Raw genomic sequence first — 14,162 nt, 5'->3', positions numbered from 1 at the left:
TCCCTCGAATTGCACCGAAGGAGGGCGGAACAGTTCCGTGGGAATGGTCGTCTCACGTCACCGGGGGTTGCTGCGGCTTCATCGATCCAGGTCTCTCGGCCGCTCGGGATGGTCACTACCTACTAGAACCGAAATGCAGGATTCCACAAAATCCGAGGCTTCCGCACTGTAATATTCGTTCACGGCGCCGCACGGACGGTTCGAATCATTCATTTATTCGACGATTGTCCAGAAAGGGCGCAGGAGTAAGGTTGATGCATGGCCCACGTTAACGATCCGGCAGTCATTGACCGCCTCATGCGAACCAAAGGCACATGGGCAGTGGTCGGCTTGACCACCAACCAGTGGCGCTCGGCGTACGAGGTCTCCCTGTACGTCCGGGACCGGATGGGCATGGAAATCATTCCGGTCAACCTGCCCGGCGACGACGTCCACGGCGAGAAGGGGTACCGCTCCCTGGCGGAGATTCCCGCAGCGAAACACCCGATCGACGTCGTGGACTGCTTCGTCAACTCCCAGAAGGTGGGGGCCGTCATCGACGAGGCCATCGCCGTAGGCGCCAAGGCCGTCTGGCTGCAGCTGGGCGTCTTCGATGACGCCGCGGTGGAGCGCGCCAAGGCCGCCGGGCTGGACGTCGTCGTCAACGAGTGCCCCGCCCGCGAAGGCTGGCGCGTGGGCCTCTAGCGGCCCAGCAAACACGATCAACCGGTTTGAAAGAGTCGGTTACAAAATGTGACCGGCTTTTTCCGTATCCGCCACCTTGCCGTGCGAGATGGGCTCATATCATCCCGAGCGGCTGAGAGATCTGGCTCCGTGACGCCGCAGGCGGGGACTGGCTGCTGTACGGCAGGAAGTACTACACCACCGACACCATTTTCGCCGAGTCCGTCGTGCCGGACGCCAACATCATCCGGCGCTCGGAATCCACCACGCACCAGCCGGCCTTCTTTCAGCTGGTCCAGCTCGCCGTCCTGGCGGTCATCGGCCGGGCGGCGCTGACCGACGCAACGCCCGGACCGCGGCCACCCACAACCCGGCCGTGTTCAAGGCCCGCACCGTGGGCGACTACGAAATCAACGGCACCACCCCGGAGGGGCTGCACAGCATCGGCGATGCCCACGCTGCCGGGTAGGCCGCAGCCGGATAGGCTCGTGCCATGGACGTTGCCACCCTCCGCGAGATCTGCCTGAGCTTCCCCGGCGCCTTCGAGGACTTTCCGTTCGGCCCGGAAACATCCGTGTTCAAGGTGCGGGCCGCCGTGGCAGGAGGGTCGCGGCAGGACGCCAAGATGTTCGCGGCGTCCGCCATGGACCCGGCGGACTGGTCCGTGAGCCTCAAATGCGAGCCGGCCCTGGCCGAACAGCTCCGGGCCATCCATCCGGAAATCACCGGTGCGTGGCACATGAACAAGACGCACTGGAACGGGGTCCGGCTGGACGGATCGCTGCCGGACGACATGATCCGGGACATGGTGGAGGATTCCTATGACCTGGTGGTCGCGTCCTTCAGTCGAAAGCAGCGGGAGCAGCTGGGCTGGGCCGGACTCGCGAGGGGCGAGGACACATGAGCGGCGACCCTGACGCTGGCCGCCTCGCGCCCGGCGGCCTGAACTATCCGGGCGTTGGCTCCACCGAGCACGGGCAGGCTCCGGAAGGCTTTTCCTGCGTGGTGTCCCAGGCTCACCTCGGCGACGGCCCTGCCCTGTACCGGCGGGTGGCGCAGGGGATCCTGACCTGGCAGCTGCAGAAACGCTCCGGGCTGCGCGTCCGTACCGACTCCGACGCCGTAGTGCCCGGCGCGCGCGTGGTGAGCGGATTCGGCGTCGGGCCCTTCCGGATCAACGCGCCCTGCGAGGTGGTGTGGGTGCGCAGGCCGGTGCCCGGCGACGGGCCGCAACGGGCAGGGTTCGGGTACGGCACACTCCCGGGTCATCCCGTGCGGGGCGAGGAGTCCTTCGAAGTGGAGATTGACGCCGCGGGGCGGGTGTTCCTCAAGATTACGGCCTTCAGCAGGCCGTCCAACTGGTTTTACGCGGCCGGCAGTGCCCTCGCGGGACGCGCACAAAGGCATGTCACTTCCCGATACATTGGGAGTGCACACGAACTGGCCGCAGGTGAAAACTGAGCAGGAGCAGGTGGATGCTGGAACAGAAAACCCTTGACCAATTGTGGAATTTTGACGACCCCGCCGGATCCGAAGCCCGTTTCCGGGCGGCCGCCGCCGATGAAAGCTACGACGACGACGAACGCGCCGAACTCACCACCCAGCTGGGCCGGGCCATCGGGCTGCAGGGCCGCTATGAGGAAGCCGATGCCCTGCTGGATTCGGTCGATGCCGATGAGCCCACCGTCGCGGTCCGGGTGCTGCTGGAACGCGGCCGGGTGCTCAATTCCAGCGGCCACCCCGGGATGGCCGTGCCGCTCTTTGAGCAGGCCGCCGAACTCGCGGACCACTTGGGCGAGGAATTCCTGGCCGTGGACGCGCTGCACATGCTCGCCATTGCCGACTCCGCCCACGCCGAGACCTGGACCCGGAGCGCGCTGGAGTATGCCTCCACGGTCCACGATGACCGGACCAAACGGTGGATAGTCTCGCTGCACAACAACCTCGGTTGGACGCTGCACGACGCCGGCCGCTGCACCGAGGCCATGGGGGAGTTCCAGCTCGCCGAGCAGTGGGCCGACCGGATCGGCACCCCGCACCAGCAGGAACTGGCCCGCGAGGCCATCAAGGCCTGCTGACCGCCTACCTCCAACTGGAACGCGGGGTCATTTACGGCCCGTAAATGCCCCCGGAACGGGCCGGATGTGACCCCGCGTTGTCTGGTTGCAAGAATGAAAGCCCGATGTACCCACACCGAAAGGCGCAGCCGTGATCTTCATCGTCGTTAAATTCAAGGTCAAGCCGGACTGGTCCGAGCGCTGGCTGGGACTCGTGGACGGTTTCACCCAGGCCACCCGCCAGGAGCCCGGTAACCTGTGGTTCGACTGGTCCCGCAGCGTGGAGGACCCCAACGAGTTCGTCCTCGTTGAGGCCTTCAAGGACGACGCCGCCGGAGACCATGTGAACAGCGCCCACTTCAAGCAGGCCATGACGGACATGCCGCAGGCGCTGGCCGAAACTCCCCGGATCATCAGCCGCCAGCTCGACGGCGAAGGCTGGGACCGGATGGGCGAACTCACCATCTAACCCCGTCGATAGGCTTAGGGCATGTGGATCGGATGGATCGAATTCGACATCCTTCTGGGCGACGTTCACAGCCTCAAGGAGAAGCGCTCGGTGGTGCGGCCGCTGCTGGCGGAGCTGAAGCGGCGCTTTGATGTCTCCGCGGCCGAGGTCGGGGATCACGAACAGTACCGGCGCACGCAGTTGGGCGCCGGCCTGGTGGCAGCCGACCGGGCGCACCTCGTGGACGTGCTCACCGCCGTCGAACGCTTCGTGGCGGCCCGGCCCGAACTCGACCTCCTCAGCGCCCGGCAGCGGGAGCTCCGCAGCGACGACTGACCCCATTCGATTGCTCCCCTAAGCCCCGTCGCGCAGTTAACGAACGATTGCTCCATAGGTGCCTTTTTGAGGCCTCATAACGGCACTTATGGAGCAATCGATGGGCGTTGTGGATAACTTCTGCGACGTCGGCGCCGAACTGGTCTGATGAAGCAATGAAAACCGCGCGCCCGCTGCCCGGCGAACTCCGGGGACGCCCCTTCACCGTCGCCGAAGCGGCAGAGGCCGGAGTGTCGCCGAAACGGCTCCGGCACCGCTCCCTCGCGGCGCTGGGCCGGGGAATCCGCGTGCAAAGCGCGACGCCGGGGCTTCCCTTGAGCGTGCGCGTGCGGCCTTTCATTGAGGTCAATGAGCGATGCGCCGCGTCGCACCTCACCGCGGCGGAGCTTGTTTCGCTTCCGGCGCGGCAACAAAAGGAGGCACCGCCGATGTACCACGTGATCAGGCCCGAGGGCGCGGCCCATCTCAACCGGCCACATGTCATCGTTCACCGGATGAAGCTCTACGACGACGAAATCACCCTGCTGGACGGAATTCCTATCACCACCCCGGAGCGAACCTGGCTGGACCTGGCCGAAATACTGACCGTAGACGAACTCGTTGTGGCCGGCGACAGTTGCGTCCGGGTGCCCAGACTTGAGTTCGAGGGCCGAGACATGCCGCTCTGCAGTCTCCAGGACCTGCAGCGGATGATCGACCGGCACAAGGGAAAGCGCGGACTGCGCAAGGCGAAGGAGGCCATCACACTCATCCGGGTGGGCTCGGATTCGCCGCCGGAGTCCTTGCTGCGGCTAGCCATAGTCCGGGCCGGTCTCCCGGAACCGGAGCTGAACGTGCCGATCATCGACGACGCCGGAACGCGGCACCACGAACCCGACTTGTCCTATCGGGAGTACAGAATCGGCATCGAGTACGAGGGCGAACACCACGGTGACGAGGTTCAGATCGTTCGGGACATCGCCCGTTCGGAGAAGTACACGGCCCTCGGCTGGACCGAGGTCCGGATCTCCAAGCGGCACATGAACCGTGATGCCAAGGCCGCCGTGGCCAAGGTCCGCGCCGCACTCCTGCAGGCGGGCTGGCGGCCCCGCCGCTAACGAACGATTGCTCCGCAACTGCCGTTTTGAGGGTTCAAACTGGCAGTTGCGGAGCAATCGATGGGACTGGTTAGCCGAAGTACTTCGGCAGGGTCGCCTCGTGGGCTTCGCGGAGTGCGTCGAGGCTCATGGTCTCGACCCCGTTGATCTCCAGCGTGCCGCCCTCGGCATCCACCACACCGATCCGGACATGCGCGAAGCCGCGGGCGGTGCACATGTCCGTGAAGCGGATTTCCTCCGAACGGGGCACCGCGACGACGGCGCGGCCCTGGGTTTCGGAGAACAGCGCCGTGAACAGGTCCACGCCGTCGCGGTCCAGGACGTCCTGCAGCGCGATCCGGGCGCCCACGCCGTAGCGAAGGGACGACTCCACGAGGGCCGCGGCGAGGCCGCCTTCGGAGAGGTCGTGGGCGGAATCCACCATGCCGTCGCGGGAGGCGTTGATCAGGATCTGCCCCAGTTCGCGCTCGGCTTCCAGGTCAACCTTGGGCGGCAGGCCGCCGAGGTGTCCGCGCATGTTGGACCATTCCGAACCGTCCAGCTCTGCCGCCGTCGTGCCCAGCAGGTAGATGGCCTGGCCGTCTTCCTTCCAGCCAGACGGCGTGCGGCGGGCGACGTCGTCGAACTTGCCCAGCACCGCCACCACGGGGGAGGGGTGGATGGGCGTGGTCCCGGTCTGGTTGTACAGCGAGACGTTGCCGCCGGTGACCGGGATGCCCAGCACCATGCAGGCGTCGGACAGGCCGCGAATGGCTTCGGCCAGTTGCCACATGACGTCGGGATCCTCGGGGGAGCCGAAGTTCAGGCAGTCGCTGACGGCCATCGGCACGGCGCCGGAGGTGGCGACGTTGCGGTAGGCCTCGGCCAGCGCCAGCTGCGCGCCGTGGTACGGGTCGAGGTAGGTGTAGCGGCCGTTGGCATCGGTGGCCAGGGCCACGCCCAGGCCGGTTTCCTCGTCCACCCGGACCACGCCCGCGTCGTCCGGGAACGCCATGGCCGTGTTGCCGCCGACGTAGCGGTCGTACTGCTTGGTGATCCAGGACTTGTCGCACATGTTCGGCGAGGCGACGAGTTCGGTGATGGCGGCGGCCAGGTCCGCGGGGGCGGAGGGGCGGCCGGTGTCCTGCACGGACCCGGTGAAGGAGTCGGCCTGGACGGCGTCCTGCCATTCGGGGCGGGCGTACGGCCGGTCGTAGACCGGACCGTCGTGGGCCACGGTGCGGGGGTCGACGTCGACAATCACGTCGCCTTCCCACGTGATGATCAGTCGGCCGGTGTCGGTCACCTCGCCCAGCCAGGAGTACTCCACGGCCCACTTGTCCATGACCGCTTCAAACGCGGCGATGTTCTCGGGGGTGACCACGGCCATCATGCGTTCCTGCGACTCGGACATCAGGATTTCGCCCGGGGTCAGGGTGGGGTCGCGCAGCAGGACAGAGGTCAGCTCGACCTCCATGCCGCCGTCGCCGTTGGAGGCGAGCTCGGACGTGGCGCAGGAAATGCCTGCGGCGCCCAGGTCCTGGATGCCCTCAACCAGGGAACCCTTGAACAGCTCGAGGCAGCACTCGATCAGGACCTTCTCGGCGAACGGGTCGCCCACCTGGACCGCGGGGCGCTTGGACGGCTTGGTGTCATCGAAGGACTCCGAGGCCAGCACGGAGGCGCCGCCGATGCCGTCGCCGCCGGTGCGGGCACCGAACAGCACCACCTTGTTGCCCTTGCCGGAGGCGTTGGCGAGACGGATGTCCTCGTGGCGCATCACGCCGACGGCGAGTGCGTTGACCAGCGGGTTGCCCTGGTACACGGAATCGAAGACCATTTCGCCGCCGATGTTGGGCAGGCCCAGCGAGTTGCCGTAGCCGCCGATCCCGGCCACGGCGCCGTGCATGACGCGGGCGGTGTCCGGGTGGTCAATGGCACCGAAGCGCAGCGGATCCATCACCGCTACCGGGCGGGCGCCCATGGAGATGATGTCGCGGACAATCCCGCCGATGCCGGTGGCGGCGCCCTGGTAGGGCTCCACGAACGACGGCGAGTTGTGGGACTCGATCTTGAACGTCACCGCCCAGCCGTCACCCAGGTTGGTGACACCGGCGTTTTCGCCGATGCCAACGAGCATGTCCTTCTTCATTTCCTCGGTCACCTTGTCGCCGAACTGGCGAAGGTGGTTCTTCGAGGACTTGTAGGAGCAGTGTTCGCTCCACATCACCGAGTACATGGCGAGTTCCGCACCGGTGGGGCGGCGGCCCAGGACCTTCACTACCTCGTCGAACTCGTTCTGCTTCAGGCCAAGTTCGGCCCAGGGGAGCTCGGTGTCCGGCGTCTTGGCCGCGTGCTCGACCGTGTCGATGTTGAACTTCCGCGCGGTCTCCGCGGGCGCCGCCACTGCGGGTGTCTCCGTCATTTGTTGTCTCCCACGATTTTGTTCAGGACAGAGGTGAAGAACCCGAGACCCTCGGTGCCGGAGCCGAGTTCGGGGCCGAAACCGGCTTCCACAGCGTGCTCGGGGTGCGGCATGAGGCCCACCACGTTGCCTGCGGCGTTGGAGATGCCGGCGATATCGCGGCGGGAGCCGTTCGGGTTGAAGCCGACATAGCGGAACACGACGCGGCCTTCCGCCTCGAGCGCATCCAGCGTCTTCTCGTCGGCGATGTACTGGCCGTCCTGGTTCTTCAGCGGCACAGTGATTTCCTGGCCGGCGTCGTAGTCCCCGGTCCAGTCCGTCGTGTTGTTCTCCACGCGCAGGACCTGGTCGCGGCACATGAACTTCAGGTGGTCGTTCTTGATCATGGAACCGGGCAGCAGGTGCGACTCGGTCAGGATCTGGAAACCGTTGCAGATGCCCAGCACGGGCAGCCTGGCATCGGAATTGGCGGCGTCGATGATCTTGGACATCAGCGGCGCGAAGCGGGCGATGGCCCCGGCACGGAGGTAATCGCCGTAGGAGAAACCGCCGGGAATCACGACGGCGTCAACGTCGCCCAAGGTGGTGCCGGCGTGCCAGAGCTCCACCGGGGTGGCGCCGGCCAGCCGGACCGCACGGGCGGCGTCGCGGTCGTCCAGGGTGCCGGGGAAGGTGACGACGCCGATCTTCGCACCGGCGAGCCGGGGGTGCGCGGCGACGGCAACAGCCTCGCCGATCAGGGGGAGTTCAGTCATCTCAGGCCTCAACGACCTCGACGTTGACGACGTCCTCGATCACCGGGTTGGACAGCAGGGTCTCCGCGGCGTCGCGGGCCTGGGCCAGGATCTCCTCGGTCACCTCGCCGTCGACCGTGAGTTCAAAGCGCTTGCCCTGGCGGACAGAGCTGAAAGCGGTGAAGCCCAGCCGGGGCAGAGCACCGACGATGGCCTTCCCCTGCGGGTCCAGAATCTCGGGCTTGGGCATGACGTCGACAACGATCCGGGGCATCCGGCAACTCCTGTGCGTGAGCGTTGGGTAAGGGCGCAGCGGAGTGGTGCCGTCTCACGCCGATCCGCTGTGTGTTGAGGACTGCTTGGTGAATACACTGCTTTGTGAACACAACGTGAAAGGGCGCTCCGCGAGCTTGCATGCCCATTCTACCGGCCCCGGTGCGTCCGGCCGTATTCGGCCTGGGAGTGTGAACCCGGCCGCACGGGCAGGTCCTTGAACTGGACAAATGGCGTTGCCGGGGCGGCTGCGGCCTATGGTCCGGGCTGCCGCGGGTCAGTAGGATGTGCGCATGGCTGAGAAACCGAAATCCGTGGTGTTGTCTGTTGTGGCTGTCGCAGTGTTCGCCGGGCTGGGCCGGATGGTGCTGCAGAAGATCAAGGCCGACCGTGAGGCGAGGGCGAGCAAGGTGGCCGGTCCCCTGGATGAGAAGACCCGTGCATGGATCAGCGACGTCGTCCGGACCCCGCGAAAATAGGCCGGCGGTAGCCGCCAGCTGGCCAGCGGCGGGCCCGGGGGCGGTTCGGGGGCCGGTCCTTCCCCGCGGGGGCGCCGCCTGGGGCACCGAAGGGGCGCGCGCCGGCGGCCCCAATTGACGCAGTTCAGCGGCGTAGTAGTCGCATCATGTCGTGTCGGATGACAATTCTAAAAACCTTCGTGTGGTCTATGTCATATCTCGCTCTCAGTCTGTACTGTATGAATCGGCTGGTATCCGTCGGGGCGAGCCGGGCGACCGCCCAGTGAGTTCCCGCCAGTCCGCTGGGCCCGGCATTGAACCGGGCCGTTCCTTTACGAAAGGTTCGAACACTCGTGACATCACCAGGAAAGAGCTTCCTTCGAAGCGGGGGACTCCGGAGGGCCGCGGCACTGACCCTGGGCCTGCCGGTTCTTCTGTCCAGCATCGCGATCGCCCCCGCCAACGCGGCCCCGGCGCAAGGGCCGGCCGTAGCCGGCGTCGGACAGAAGAATGTTGATCCGAACAACTACAAGGACGGCCGCTACATTGTGGTCCTGGCGGAAAAGCCGTCCGCAACGTACGACGGCGGGACGGCAGGCTTGGCGGCCACCAAGCCTGCGGCCGGCAAGAAGCTGGATGCCAACAGGGCCGAAGTCAAGCAGTACAAGGCGCACCTGGAACAGAAGCAGGCCCAGGTAGCCGGTCAGCAGGGCGTCAAGATGCAGCGCCAGTTCACGGCAGCCCTCAACGGCTTCAGCGCCAAGCTGACGGCGGACCAGGCCGTGAAGCTGGCCAAGAACCCCTCGGTTCTGCTGGTCGCGCCGGACACGCAGAACGCACCCGACTACTCCAGCACCGACTTCCTCAAGCTCAGCGGGCCCAACGGCACGTGGAACACCAAGTTCGGCGGCAAAGACGCTGCCGGCAAGGGTGTGGTGGTCGGTGTTATCGACACCGGGTACACCCCGTCCAGCGCCTACTTCGCCGGCCAGGCGGTTAAGCCGCTCACCGGAGATCCCGTTGTTGGCGTGCCGTACCGCAACGCGGACGGCAAGATCCAGATGCTTAAGGCCGACGGCGAACTCTTCACGGGTGAGTGCCAGACCGGTACCGACTTCGACGGCACCGCCTGCAACTCCAAGGTCCTGAGCGCCCGCTACTTCGGCGACGCCTTCGCGGACAGTGTCCCGCCGGGAGACTGGGCCCCGGGCGAACGGCTGTCTCCCGTGGACGCTGCCAGCCACGGAACCCACACGGCCAGCACGGCTGCCGGAAACGCCGACGTCGAAGCCATGGTTGACGGCCGGAGCTTTGGAAAGACCAGCGGCATCGCGCCGGCCGCGAAGCTGTCCGTCTACAAGATCTGCTGGGAAGACAAGGATCCCAACACCGGCGGCTGCTACTCATCGGCGGCCATCGAGGCCATCAACCAGGCCATCATGGACGGGGTGGACGTCCTGAACTACTCCATCTCCGGCTCCACGGACACCACCACGGACCCGGTCTCCATGGCGTTCCTTTCCGCCGCCTCGGCCGGGATCTTCGTCGCCGTCTCCGCCGGCAACTCCGGCCCGACCGCCGGCACCGTCAACCACGGCGCACCCTGGCTGACCACGGTCGCCGCCACCAGCTTCTCGCAGGAACTGCAGGGAACGGTCGAGTTCTCCGACGGCAGCAAATACCGCGGCGCCAGCATCATGAACAGCCAGGTAACCAATGCCGGCGTTGTGCTGGCAGCCAACGCGGCAGCCGCCGGGAGCACCAGCCCGGCCCTGTGCGGTGACGGCTCGCTGGATCCGGCCAAGATCGCCGGCAAGGTTGTGGTCTGCGACCGCGGCGTCGTTGACCGAGTGGCAAAGAGCGCCGAGGTCAAGCGCGGCGGCGGCGTCGGCATGATCCTCGTCAACCTGACCAACTCCTCGCTGGACACGGACAAGCACTCGGTCCCCACCGTCCACGTGAACCCGCCCGCCACCGAGGCCATCAAGGCCAAGGTCGCCGCCAACCCGGCCATCACGGTTTCCCTGGTCAACAAGGACACCACCGGCCTGCCCCTCGAGGCGCAGCCGCAGATCGCCGGGTTCTCCTCCCGCGGCCCGCTGCTGGCCGCCGGCTCCGACCTGCTCAAGCCCGACGTTGCGGCCCCCGGCGTGGCCGTGCTGGCCGGCGTTTCGCCGATCGGCACCGGCGGAGACAGCTTCGGTTTCCTCTCCGGCACCTCCATGGCGTCCCCGCACGTGGCCGGCTTTGGCGCGCTGATCCTGGCCAAGAAGCCCATGTGGTCTCCGGCGACGGTCAAGTCCGCGATGATGACCACCACGAGCGATGTCAAGAACGCTGACGGTTCCAAGAACACCGATGTCTTTGCCACCGGTGCGGGCCAGGTGGACCCGGCCCGCGTGCTGGACCCGGGCCTGGTCTACGACGCGACCACGGAAGACTACCTGGCGTTCGCCCGGGGCACGGGTTTCGACGTGAGGATCCCGGGGATCGGCATCATCAAGCCGCGGGACATGAACCTTCCGTCCTTCGCCCTGGGCAACCTGACCGGGAAGATCGAGGTCACCCGCACACTGACCGCCCTGACCCCGGGGGTCTACAAGGCCAAGTTCAACGTTCCCGGCATCAAGGTCAGCGTGACCCCGGCTGTTCTGAATTTCAGCGCCGCCGGTGAAAAGCGGTCGTTCAAGGTCTCTTTTGAGAACCAGGGCGCACCTCTGGGCAAGTTCGCGACCGGTTCGCTGACCTGGCAGGGCGCCGACAAGAACGTGGCGTCGCCGATCGCGGTCCGTCCGCAGTCTGCTGTGGCCTTGTCCGATGTCGCTTTCACCTCCCAAGGCGGCAGCGGTTCCGGCGCCATCAAGGTGGTCTCCGGCACCAACTCGCCCATCAACATGACCCTCGACGGTCTCTCGAAGGCCGACTCCACGGCCGTCGAACTTGTCCCGGGCCCGTTCACGGGGGGTCAGGATGCCTCGAACGTCGTCAAGAGCGTCCAGGTCGAGGCCGGGGCTCCGCTGGCCAAGTTCTCGGTCATTTCCGCGGATCCTAACGCTGACTTCGACATGTACGTCATGACCCCGGAAGGCCCGCTGACGGTCGCGACGTCCTCGGCGAGCGAATCGGTGTCCATCCCCAACCCGACTCCGGGCAAATACACGATCTACGCCAACCTGTACGCCAGCCCGAACAACCAGCCCACCAAGGCCTCGGTCGACGCTGCCGTGCTGGGCAAGGTTGTGGGCAAGTCCTCGCTGAACCCGAACCCGCTGCGGCTCACCAACGGCAAGGCCGGCACGGTCATGCTGAACTGGGCAGGTCTGGAGACGGGGTCGTACATCGGCCGGGTCACCTTCGCCGGTGCCAGCGATCCCACGTTCGTCTCGGTCCTGGTGAGTCCGGCCGGCGCCGTAGTGGTGCCGCCGACCTCGGAGGACCAGGACTCCAACGACGGTCCGGGTGACAACGCCGACGGCGACACCGGTCACAAGGACAACAAGGACAAGGGCAAGAAGGTGAAGCAGGAGCAGGGCAAGATCCAGAACAGCGATCAGACCTTTACCCCGAACAACGCCATCTAGTGGACGCCAGTTAGGCAGAATCACCAAGAAACGGCAACGGCCGGCGGCTCACACCGCCGGCCGTTGCCGTTTAATCCGCCGGGGCCGTTAAGTCTGCCGCGAACGTGCGGCCCTTGCCCGGAAGCGTCAGATGGCGCCCGTGGATCCGGCTACACCGCCGAGCAGCGGCGCCATGGCGCGCCAGCGGGCGATCTCGCAGCCGTCGGTCCGGCTGAAGCGGCTATCGACCTCGCGTCCGAGGTACCAGCCGGTCACGACGGCGGTCTGCGGGCCGCCGTACTGCTGCGTGCACAGCCTGGGAGGCCCCGGCTTGGGAAAGAAGATGGCCTCGCCGTGGCGCCGGACGGCTTCGAGCGCGGCGGCCGGATCGGGCAGGGTGGATGCGGCGGAGGGGGAGCCGTCGCCGGCTTCGAGCCTGAAGGTGTATTCCGGGGCGCCGGGGGCCTCGGTGAGGCGGATGGTCAGATCGACGTCGTTAGGGTCGTGCCGGGCGTTTTGGGGGCTGGCTGGGTCTGTCATGACGGTCCCTTCAGGCTGGTGTCCGGCTCCGGGTGCGGGCCTCCGGTAGTGGGGGCTGTCGCGGCCGCGGCGTTGAGCAGCGGCGTCAGCTCGTCCAGGAGCCGCTCGCGGAGCTGCTGCGACTCGGCTGCGAACGCCCGCTGATAGTCGACGTACTCGGCTTTGCCGTCCGGAGTCTCGATCTGGATGGCCGGGTACCCCCAGTCGGCGAGGTCATAGGGCGACGCCCGCATGTCCATGGCCCGGATCCGCCACGACAGTTCGAAACAGTCCATGACCAGCTCGCTGGGCAGCAGCGGGGAAAGCTTGTAGGCCCACTTGTAGAGGTCCATGTTGGCGTGCAGGCAGCCCGGCTGCTCCATGGCCCGCTGGTTCTCCCTGCTGGGAACCATGCTGTTCAGCGGGACGGCGTCCGGTGTATAGAAGCGGAAGGCGTCGAAGTGCGAACACCGGATCCGGTTCTCCTCCACCACCTCGTCGGTTCGTCCGGACCCCAGCCGCAACTGCAGGTACTCGTGCCGGAGGTCGAATTTGTCCTGCCGGTAGACCATGGCCCACTCGTGCAGCCCGAAGCAGCCGAACTGGGCCGGCCGCGCGGCAGTCCCGGCGAGGATGATCCCGGCGAACTGCAGCGCCTCCCGTCGGTCCCTGAGGAAGGCGCCGACGTCGACAGTCACCGCATGCGACTGCGCCGGCAGCCCGGCGGCGGCGAGTTCGGCGGCGTCGGCCGCGCGGTAATACTTCCACCCGGTCCGGGCCGCTGCCTCGGGGCCGGAGAGCACGACGCCGGCACCCGGGTGCCAGCGCAGCAGCTGGCCGGGTTTTTGCGTGTAGTAGGTGAAGAGGAAGTCCTCCACCGGGTGTTTCCGGCCGGCGGAGCGCCGCTCGAGGTAGGGATCCGCATAGCGGCGGACGCGTTGCTGGTGGGCGGCCTGGCGTGGCAGCCACTCTTCCTGCTGGAGGTGCAAGGGCCTAACTCGCCCCGCCAGATGAACCCAGAACGTCCTTGGCGGCGTTCCAGGCGGCGATTTCACAGCCGTCCTTTTGGCTGTAGGTCGCCTGGACCTGGTGTCCGTCCACGACGCCGGTGACGGTTGCCACCTGTGGGCCGCCGTAGATTGCCGGCTGCCCGGGGGCCTGCTGCACGGTCGCCTGCTGGGTGCAGATCTGGCCCTTGCCGGCCGGAGCCGGGCTGAGGATGGCCGGGTTGTTCTTGATGGCGATGCACGCTGCGGCGGCGTTGGGGTGCTGGCTCTCGGCCGCGGGAACCCCGTTTTGGCAGACGAGCGTGAAGTTGGTCGCGGTGCCGGTTACCGTCGGCTTGATCATGATGGCGAGTTCGGCGTTGCCTTGTCCCGGGCCGGACGGCAGCGGAACAGCGGAGGGTGACGGTGCCGGGGATGTCGTCTCTGTGTCCGGCGAAGGGGAGCCGGACGGGGCTGTGGGCGCCGGGCTGGTGGGAGTGCCCGTCGTCGTGCTGGGGGAGGGGGAAGGGGTGGGCCCGCCGTTTGGCGTGCAAGCGGCCAGTGCGGCGGTGGCCATCAGGACGGCCGCCAGGGCAAGTGCCGGGCGGCCCGATTGCGTGCGCATCA

Annotated in this window: 15 protein-coding genes; 9 read left to right on the top strand and 6 right to left on the bottom strand. The window is 66.8% G+C overall.

The genetic code is table 11. The annotated features are described in order from the left end of the window. The first annotated feature begins 258 nt into the window (after nucleotides 1–258). The 7 genes from AC1DEM_RS10980 (at nucleotide 259) to AC1DEM_RS10950 (ending at nucleotide 4,601) form a co-directional block, all read left to right on the top strand. Nucleotides 259–684: a CoA-binding protein gene (locus tag AC1DEM_RS10980; protein ID WP_277528025.1), complete on the top strand. Its 426-nt coding sequence runs from the start codon at nucleotides 259–261 to the stop codon at nucleotides 682–684. Nucleotides 685–1,156: 472 nt separating this feature from the next. Continuing rightward, nucleotides 1,157–1,567, top strand: a complete 411-nt coding sequence (locus AC1DEM_RS10975) for an MmcQ/YjbR family DNA-binding protein (RefSeq protein WP_476884397.1) — start codon at nucleotides 1,157–1,159, stop codon at nucleotides 1,565–1,567. Further along, on the top strand, nucleotides 1,564–2,124 hold the full coding sequence (locus tag AC1DEM_RS10970; RefSeq protein WP_476884396.1) for a DUF1990 family protein: 561 nt from the start codon (nucleotides 1,564–1,566) through the stop codon (nucleotides 2,122–2,124). The genes AC1DEM_RS10975 and AC1DEM_RS10970 overlap by 4 nt, the downstream gene beginning before the upstream one ends. A 14-nt stretch (nucleotides 2,125–2,138) precedes the next feature. Continuing rightward, nucleotides 2,139–2,741, top strand: coding sequence for a hypothetical protein (locus tag AC1DEM_RS10965; RefSeq protein ID WP_476884395.1), 603 nt, complete (start codon nucleotides 2,139–2,141; stop codon nucleotides 2,739–2,741). A 130-nt stretch (nucleotides 2,742–2,871) separates the two neighbouring features. Beyond that, a complete protein-coding gene (locus AC1DEM_RS10960; protein WP_476884394.1) occupies nucleotides 2,872–3,189 on the top strand; it encodes a putative quinol monooxygenase in 318 nt (105 codons plus the stop codon). A gap of 21 nt (nucleotides 3,190–3,210) precedes the next feature. After that, nucleotides 3,211–3,504, top strand: a complete 294-nt coding sequence (locus AC1DEM_RS10955) for a DUF503 domain-containing protein (protein WP_476884393.1) — start codon at nucleotides 3,211–3,213, stop codon at nucleotides 3,502–3,504. A 155-nt stretch (nucleotides 3,505–3,659) separates the two neighbouring features. Beyond that, nucleotides 3,660–4,601 carry a hypothetical protein gene (locus tag AC1DEM_RS10950; protein ID WP_476884392.1) on the top strand — a complete coding sequence of 314 codons (942 nt, stop codon included), beginning with the start codon at nucleotides 3,660–3,662 and terminating at the stop codon, nucleotides 4,599–4,601. 70 nt (nucleotides 4,602–4,671) lie between these two features. On the opposite strand, the gene purL is transcribed toward AC1DEM_RS10950, so the two are convergent. Genes purL through purS form a run of 3 tightly spaced genes read right to left on the bottom strand, consistent with a single transcriptional unit; the run spans nucleotide 4,672 to nucleotide 8,013 of the window. Beyond that, the gene (gene purL, locus AC1DEM_RS10945; RefSeq protein WP_476884391.1) at nucleotides 4,672–7,005 is read right to left on the bottom strand and encodes a phosphoribosylformylglycinamidine synthase subunit PurL; all 2,334 of its coding nucleotides are present in this window, start codon (nucleotides 7,003–7,005) and stop codon (nucleotides 4,672–4,674) included. After that, nucleotides 7,002–7,760 (bottom strand): phosphoribosylformylglycinamidine synthase subunit PurQ, encoded by a 759-nt coding sequence (gene purQ / locus AC1DEM_RS10940; protein ID WP_476884390.1) that lies wholly within the window; start codon nucleotides 7,758–7,760, stop codon nucleotides 7,002–7,004. Before purQ ends, purL begins: the two co-directional genes overlap by 4 nt. 1 nt (nucleotide 7,761) lies before the next feature. Then, the gene (gene purS / locus AC1DEM_RS10935) at nucleotides 7,762–8,013 is read right to left on the bottom strand and encodes a phosphoribosylformylglycinamidine synthase subunit PurS (protein WP_018776110.1); all 252 of its coding nucleotides are present in this window, start codon (nucleotides 8,011–8,013) and stop codon (nucleotides 7,762–7,764) included. 292 nt (nucleotides 8,014–8,305) lie between these two features. Between purS and AC1DEM_RS10930 the strand changes: the two genes are divergently transcribed. Together AC1DEM_RS10930 and AC1DEM_RS10925 are read left to right on the top strand one after the other, a co-directional pair. Next, the gene (locus AC1DEM_RS10930) at nucleotides 8,306–8,491 is read left to right on the top strand and encodes a hypothetical protein (RefSeq protein ID WP_476884389.1); all 186 of its coding nucleotides are present in this window, start codon (nucleotides 8,306–8,308) and stop codon (nucleotides 8,489–8,491) included. A gap of 332 nt (nucleotides 8,492–8,823) precedes the next feature. Further along, the gene (locus AC1DEM_RS10925) at nucleotides 8,824–12,051 is read left to right on the top strand and encodes a S8 family peptidase (protein WP_476884388.1); all 3,228 of its coding nucleotides are present in this window, start codon (nucleotides 8,824–8,826) and stop codon (nucleotides 12,049–12,051) included. Between the two features lie 126 nt (nucleotides 12,052–12,177). On the opposite strand, the gene AC1DEM_RS10920 is transcribed toward AC1DEM_RS10925, so the two are convergent. Genes AC1DEM_RS10920 through AC1DEM_RS10910 form a run of 3 tightly spaced genes read right to left on the bottom strand, consistent with a single transcriptional unit; the run spans nucleotide 12,178 to nucleotide 14,160 of the window. After that, on the bottom strand, nucleotides 12,178–12,570 hold the full coding sequence (locus AC1DEM_RS10920; RefSeq protein WP_476884387.1) for a serine protease inhibitor: 393 nt from the start codon (nucleotides 12,568–12,570) through the stop codon (nucleotides 12,178–12,180). After that, a complete protein-coding gene (locus AC1DEM_RS10915) occupies nucleotides 12,567–13,538 on the bottom strand; it encodes a 3-methyladenine DNA glycosylase (RefSeq protein ID WP_476884386.1) in 972 nt (323 codons plus the stop codon). The genes AC1DEM_RS10920 and AC1DEM_RS10915 overlap by 4 nt, the downstream gene beginning before the upstream one ends. Before the next feature lie 4 nt (nucleotides 13,539–13,542). Then, nucleotides 13,543–14,160 (bottom strand): serine protease inhibitor, encoded by a 618-nt coding sequence (locus tag AC1DEM_RS10910; protein WP_476884385.1) that lies wholly within the window; start codon nucleotides 14,158–14,160, stop codon nucleotides 13,543–13,545. Nucleotides 14,161–14,162 lie beyond the last annotated feature (2 nt).

The sequence above is a fragment of the Arthrobacter sp. 05T420 genome, assembly GCF_056396305.1.
This window is presented reverse-complemented; position numbering and strand designations above follow the sequence as displayed.

What these genes read in the sequence shown, in the direction of transcription:
- AC1DEM_RS10920 (WP_476884387.1), bottom strand. Translation starts at nt 12,570, where the DNA reads ATGACAGACCCAGCCAGCCCCCAAAACGCCCGGCACGACCCTAACGAC.
- AC1DEM_RS10955 (WP_476884393.1), top strand. Translation starts at nt 3,211, where the DNA reads ATGTGGATCGGATGGATCGAATTCGACATCCTTCTGGGCGACGTTCAC.
- AC1DEM_RS10970 (WP_476884396.1), top strand. Translation starts at nt 1,564, where the DNA reads ATGAGCGGCGACCCTGACGCTGGCCGCCTCGCGCCCGGCGGCCTGAAC.
- AC1DEM_RS10975 (WP_476884397.1), top strand. Translation starts at nt 1,157, where the DNA reads ATGGACGTTGCCACCCTCCGCGAGATCTGCCTGAGCTTCCCCGGCGCC.
- purQ (WP_476884390.1), bottom strand. Translation starts at nt 7,760, where the DNA reads ATGACTGAACTCCCCCTGATCGGCGAGGCTGTTGCCGTCGCCGCGCAC.
- AC1DEM_RS10965 (WP_476884395.1), top strand. Translation starts at nt 2,139, where the DNA reads ATGCTGGAACAGAAAACCCTTGACCAATTGTGGAATTTTGACGACCCC.
- AC1DEM_RS10930 (WP_476884389.1), top strand. Translation starts at nt 8,306, where the DNA reads ATGGCTGAGAAACCGAAATCCGTGGTGTTGTCTGTTGTGGCTGTCGCA.
- AC1DEM_RS10910 (WP_476884385.1), bottom strand. Translation starts at nt 14,160, where the DNA reads ATGCGCACGCAATCGGGCCGCCCGGCACTTGCCCTGGCGGCCGTCCTG.
- purL (WP_476884391.1), bottom strand. Translation starts at nt 7,005, where the DNA reads ATGACGGAGACACCCGCAGTGGCGGCGCCCGCGGAGACCGCGCGGAAG.
- purS (WP_018776110.1), bottom strand. Translation starts at nt 8,013, where the DNA reads ATGCCCCGGATCGTTGTCGACGTCATGCCCAAGCCCGAGATTCTGGAC.
- AC1DEM_RS10980 (WP_277528025.1), top strand. Translation starts at nt 259, where the DNA reads ATGGCCCACGTTAACGATCCGGCAGTCATTGACCGCCTCATGCGAACC.
- AC1DEM_RS10950 (WP_476884392.1), top strand. Translation starts at nt 3,660, where the DNA reads ATGAAAACCGCGCGCCCGCTGCCCGGCGAACTCCGGGGACGCCCCTTC.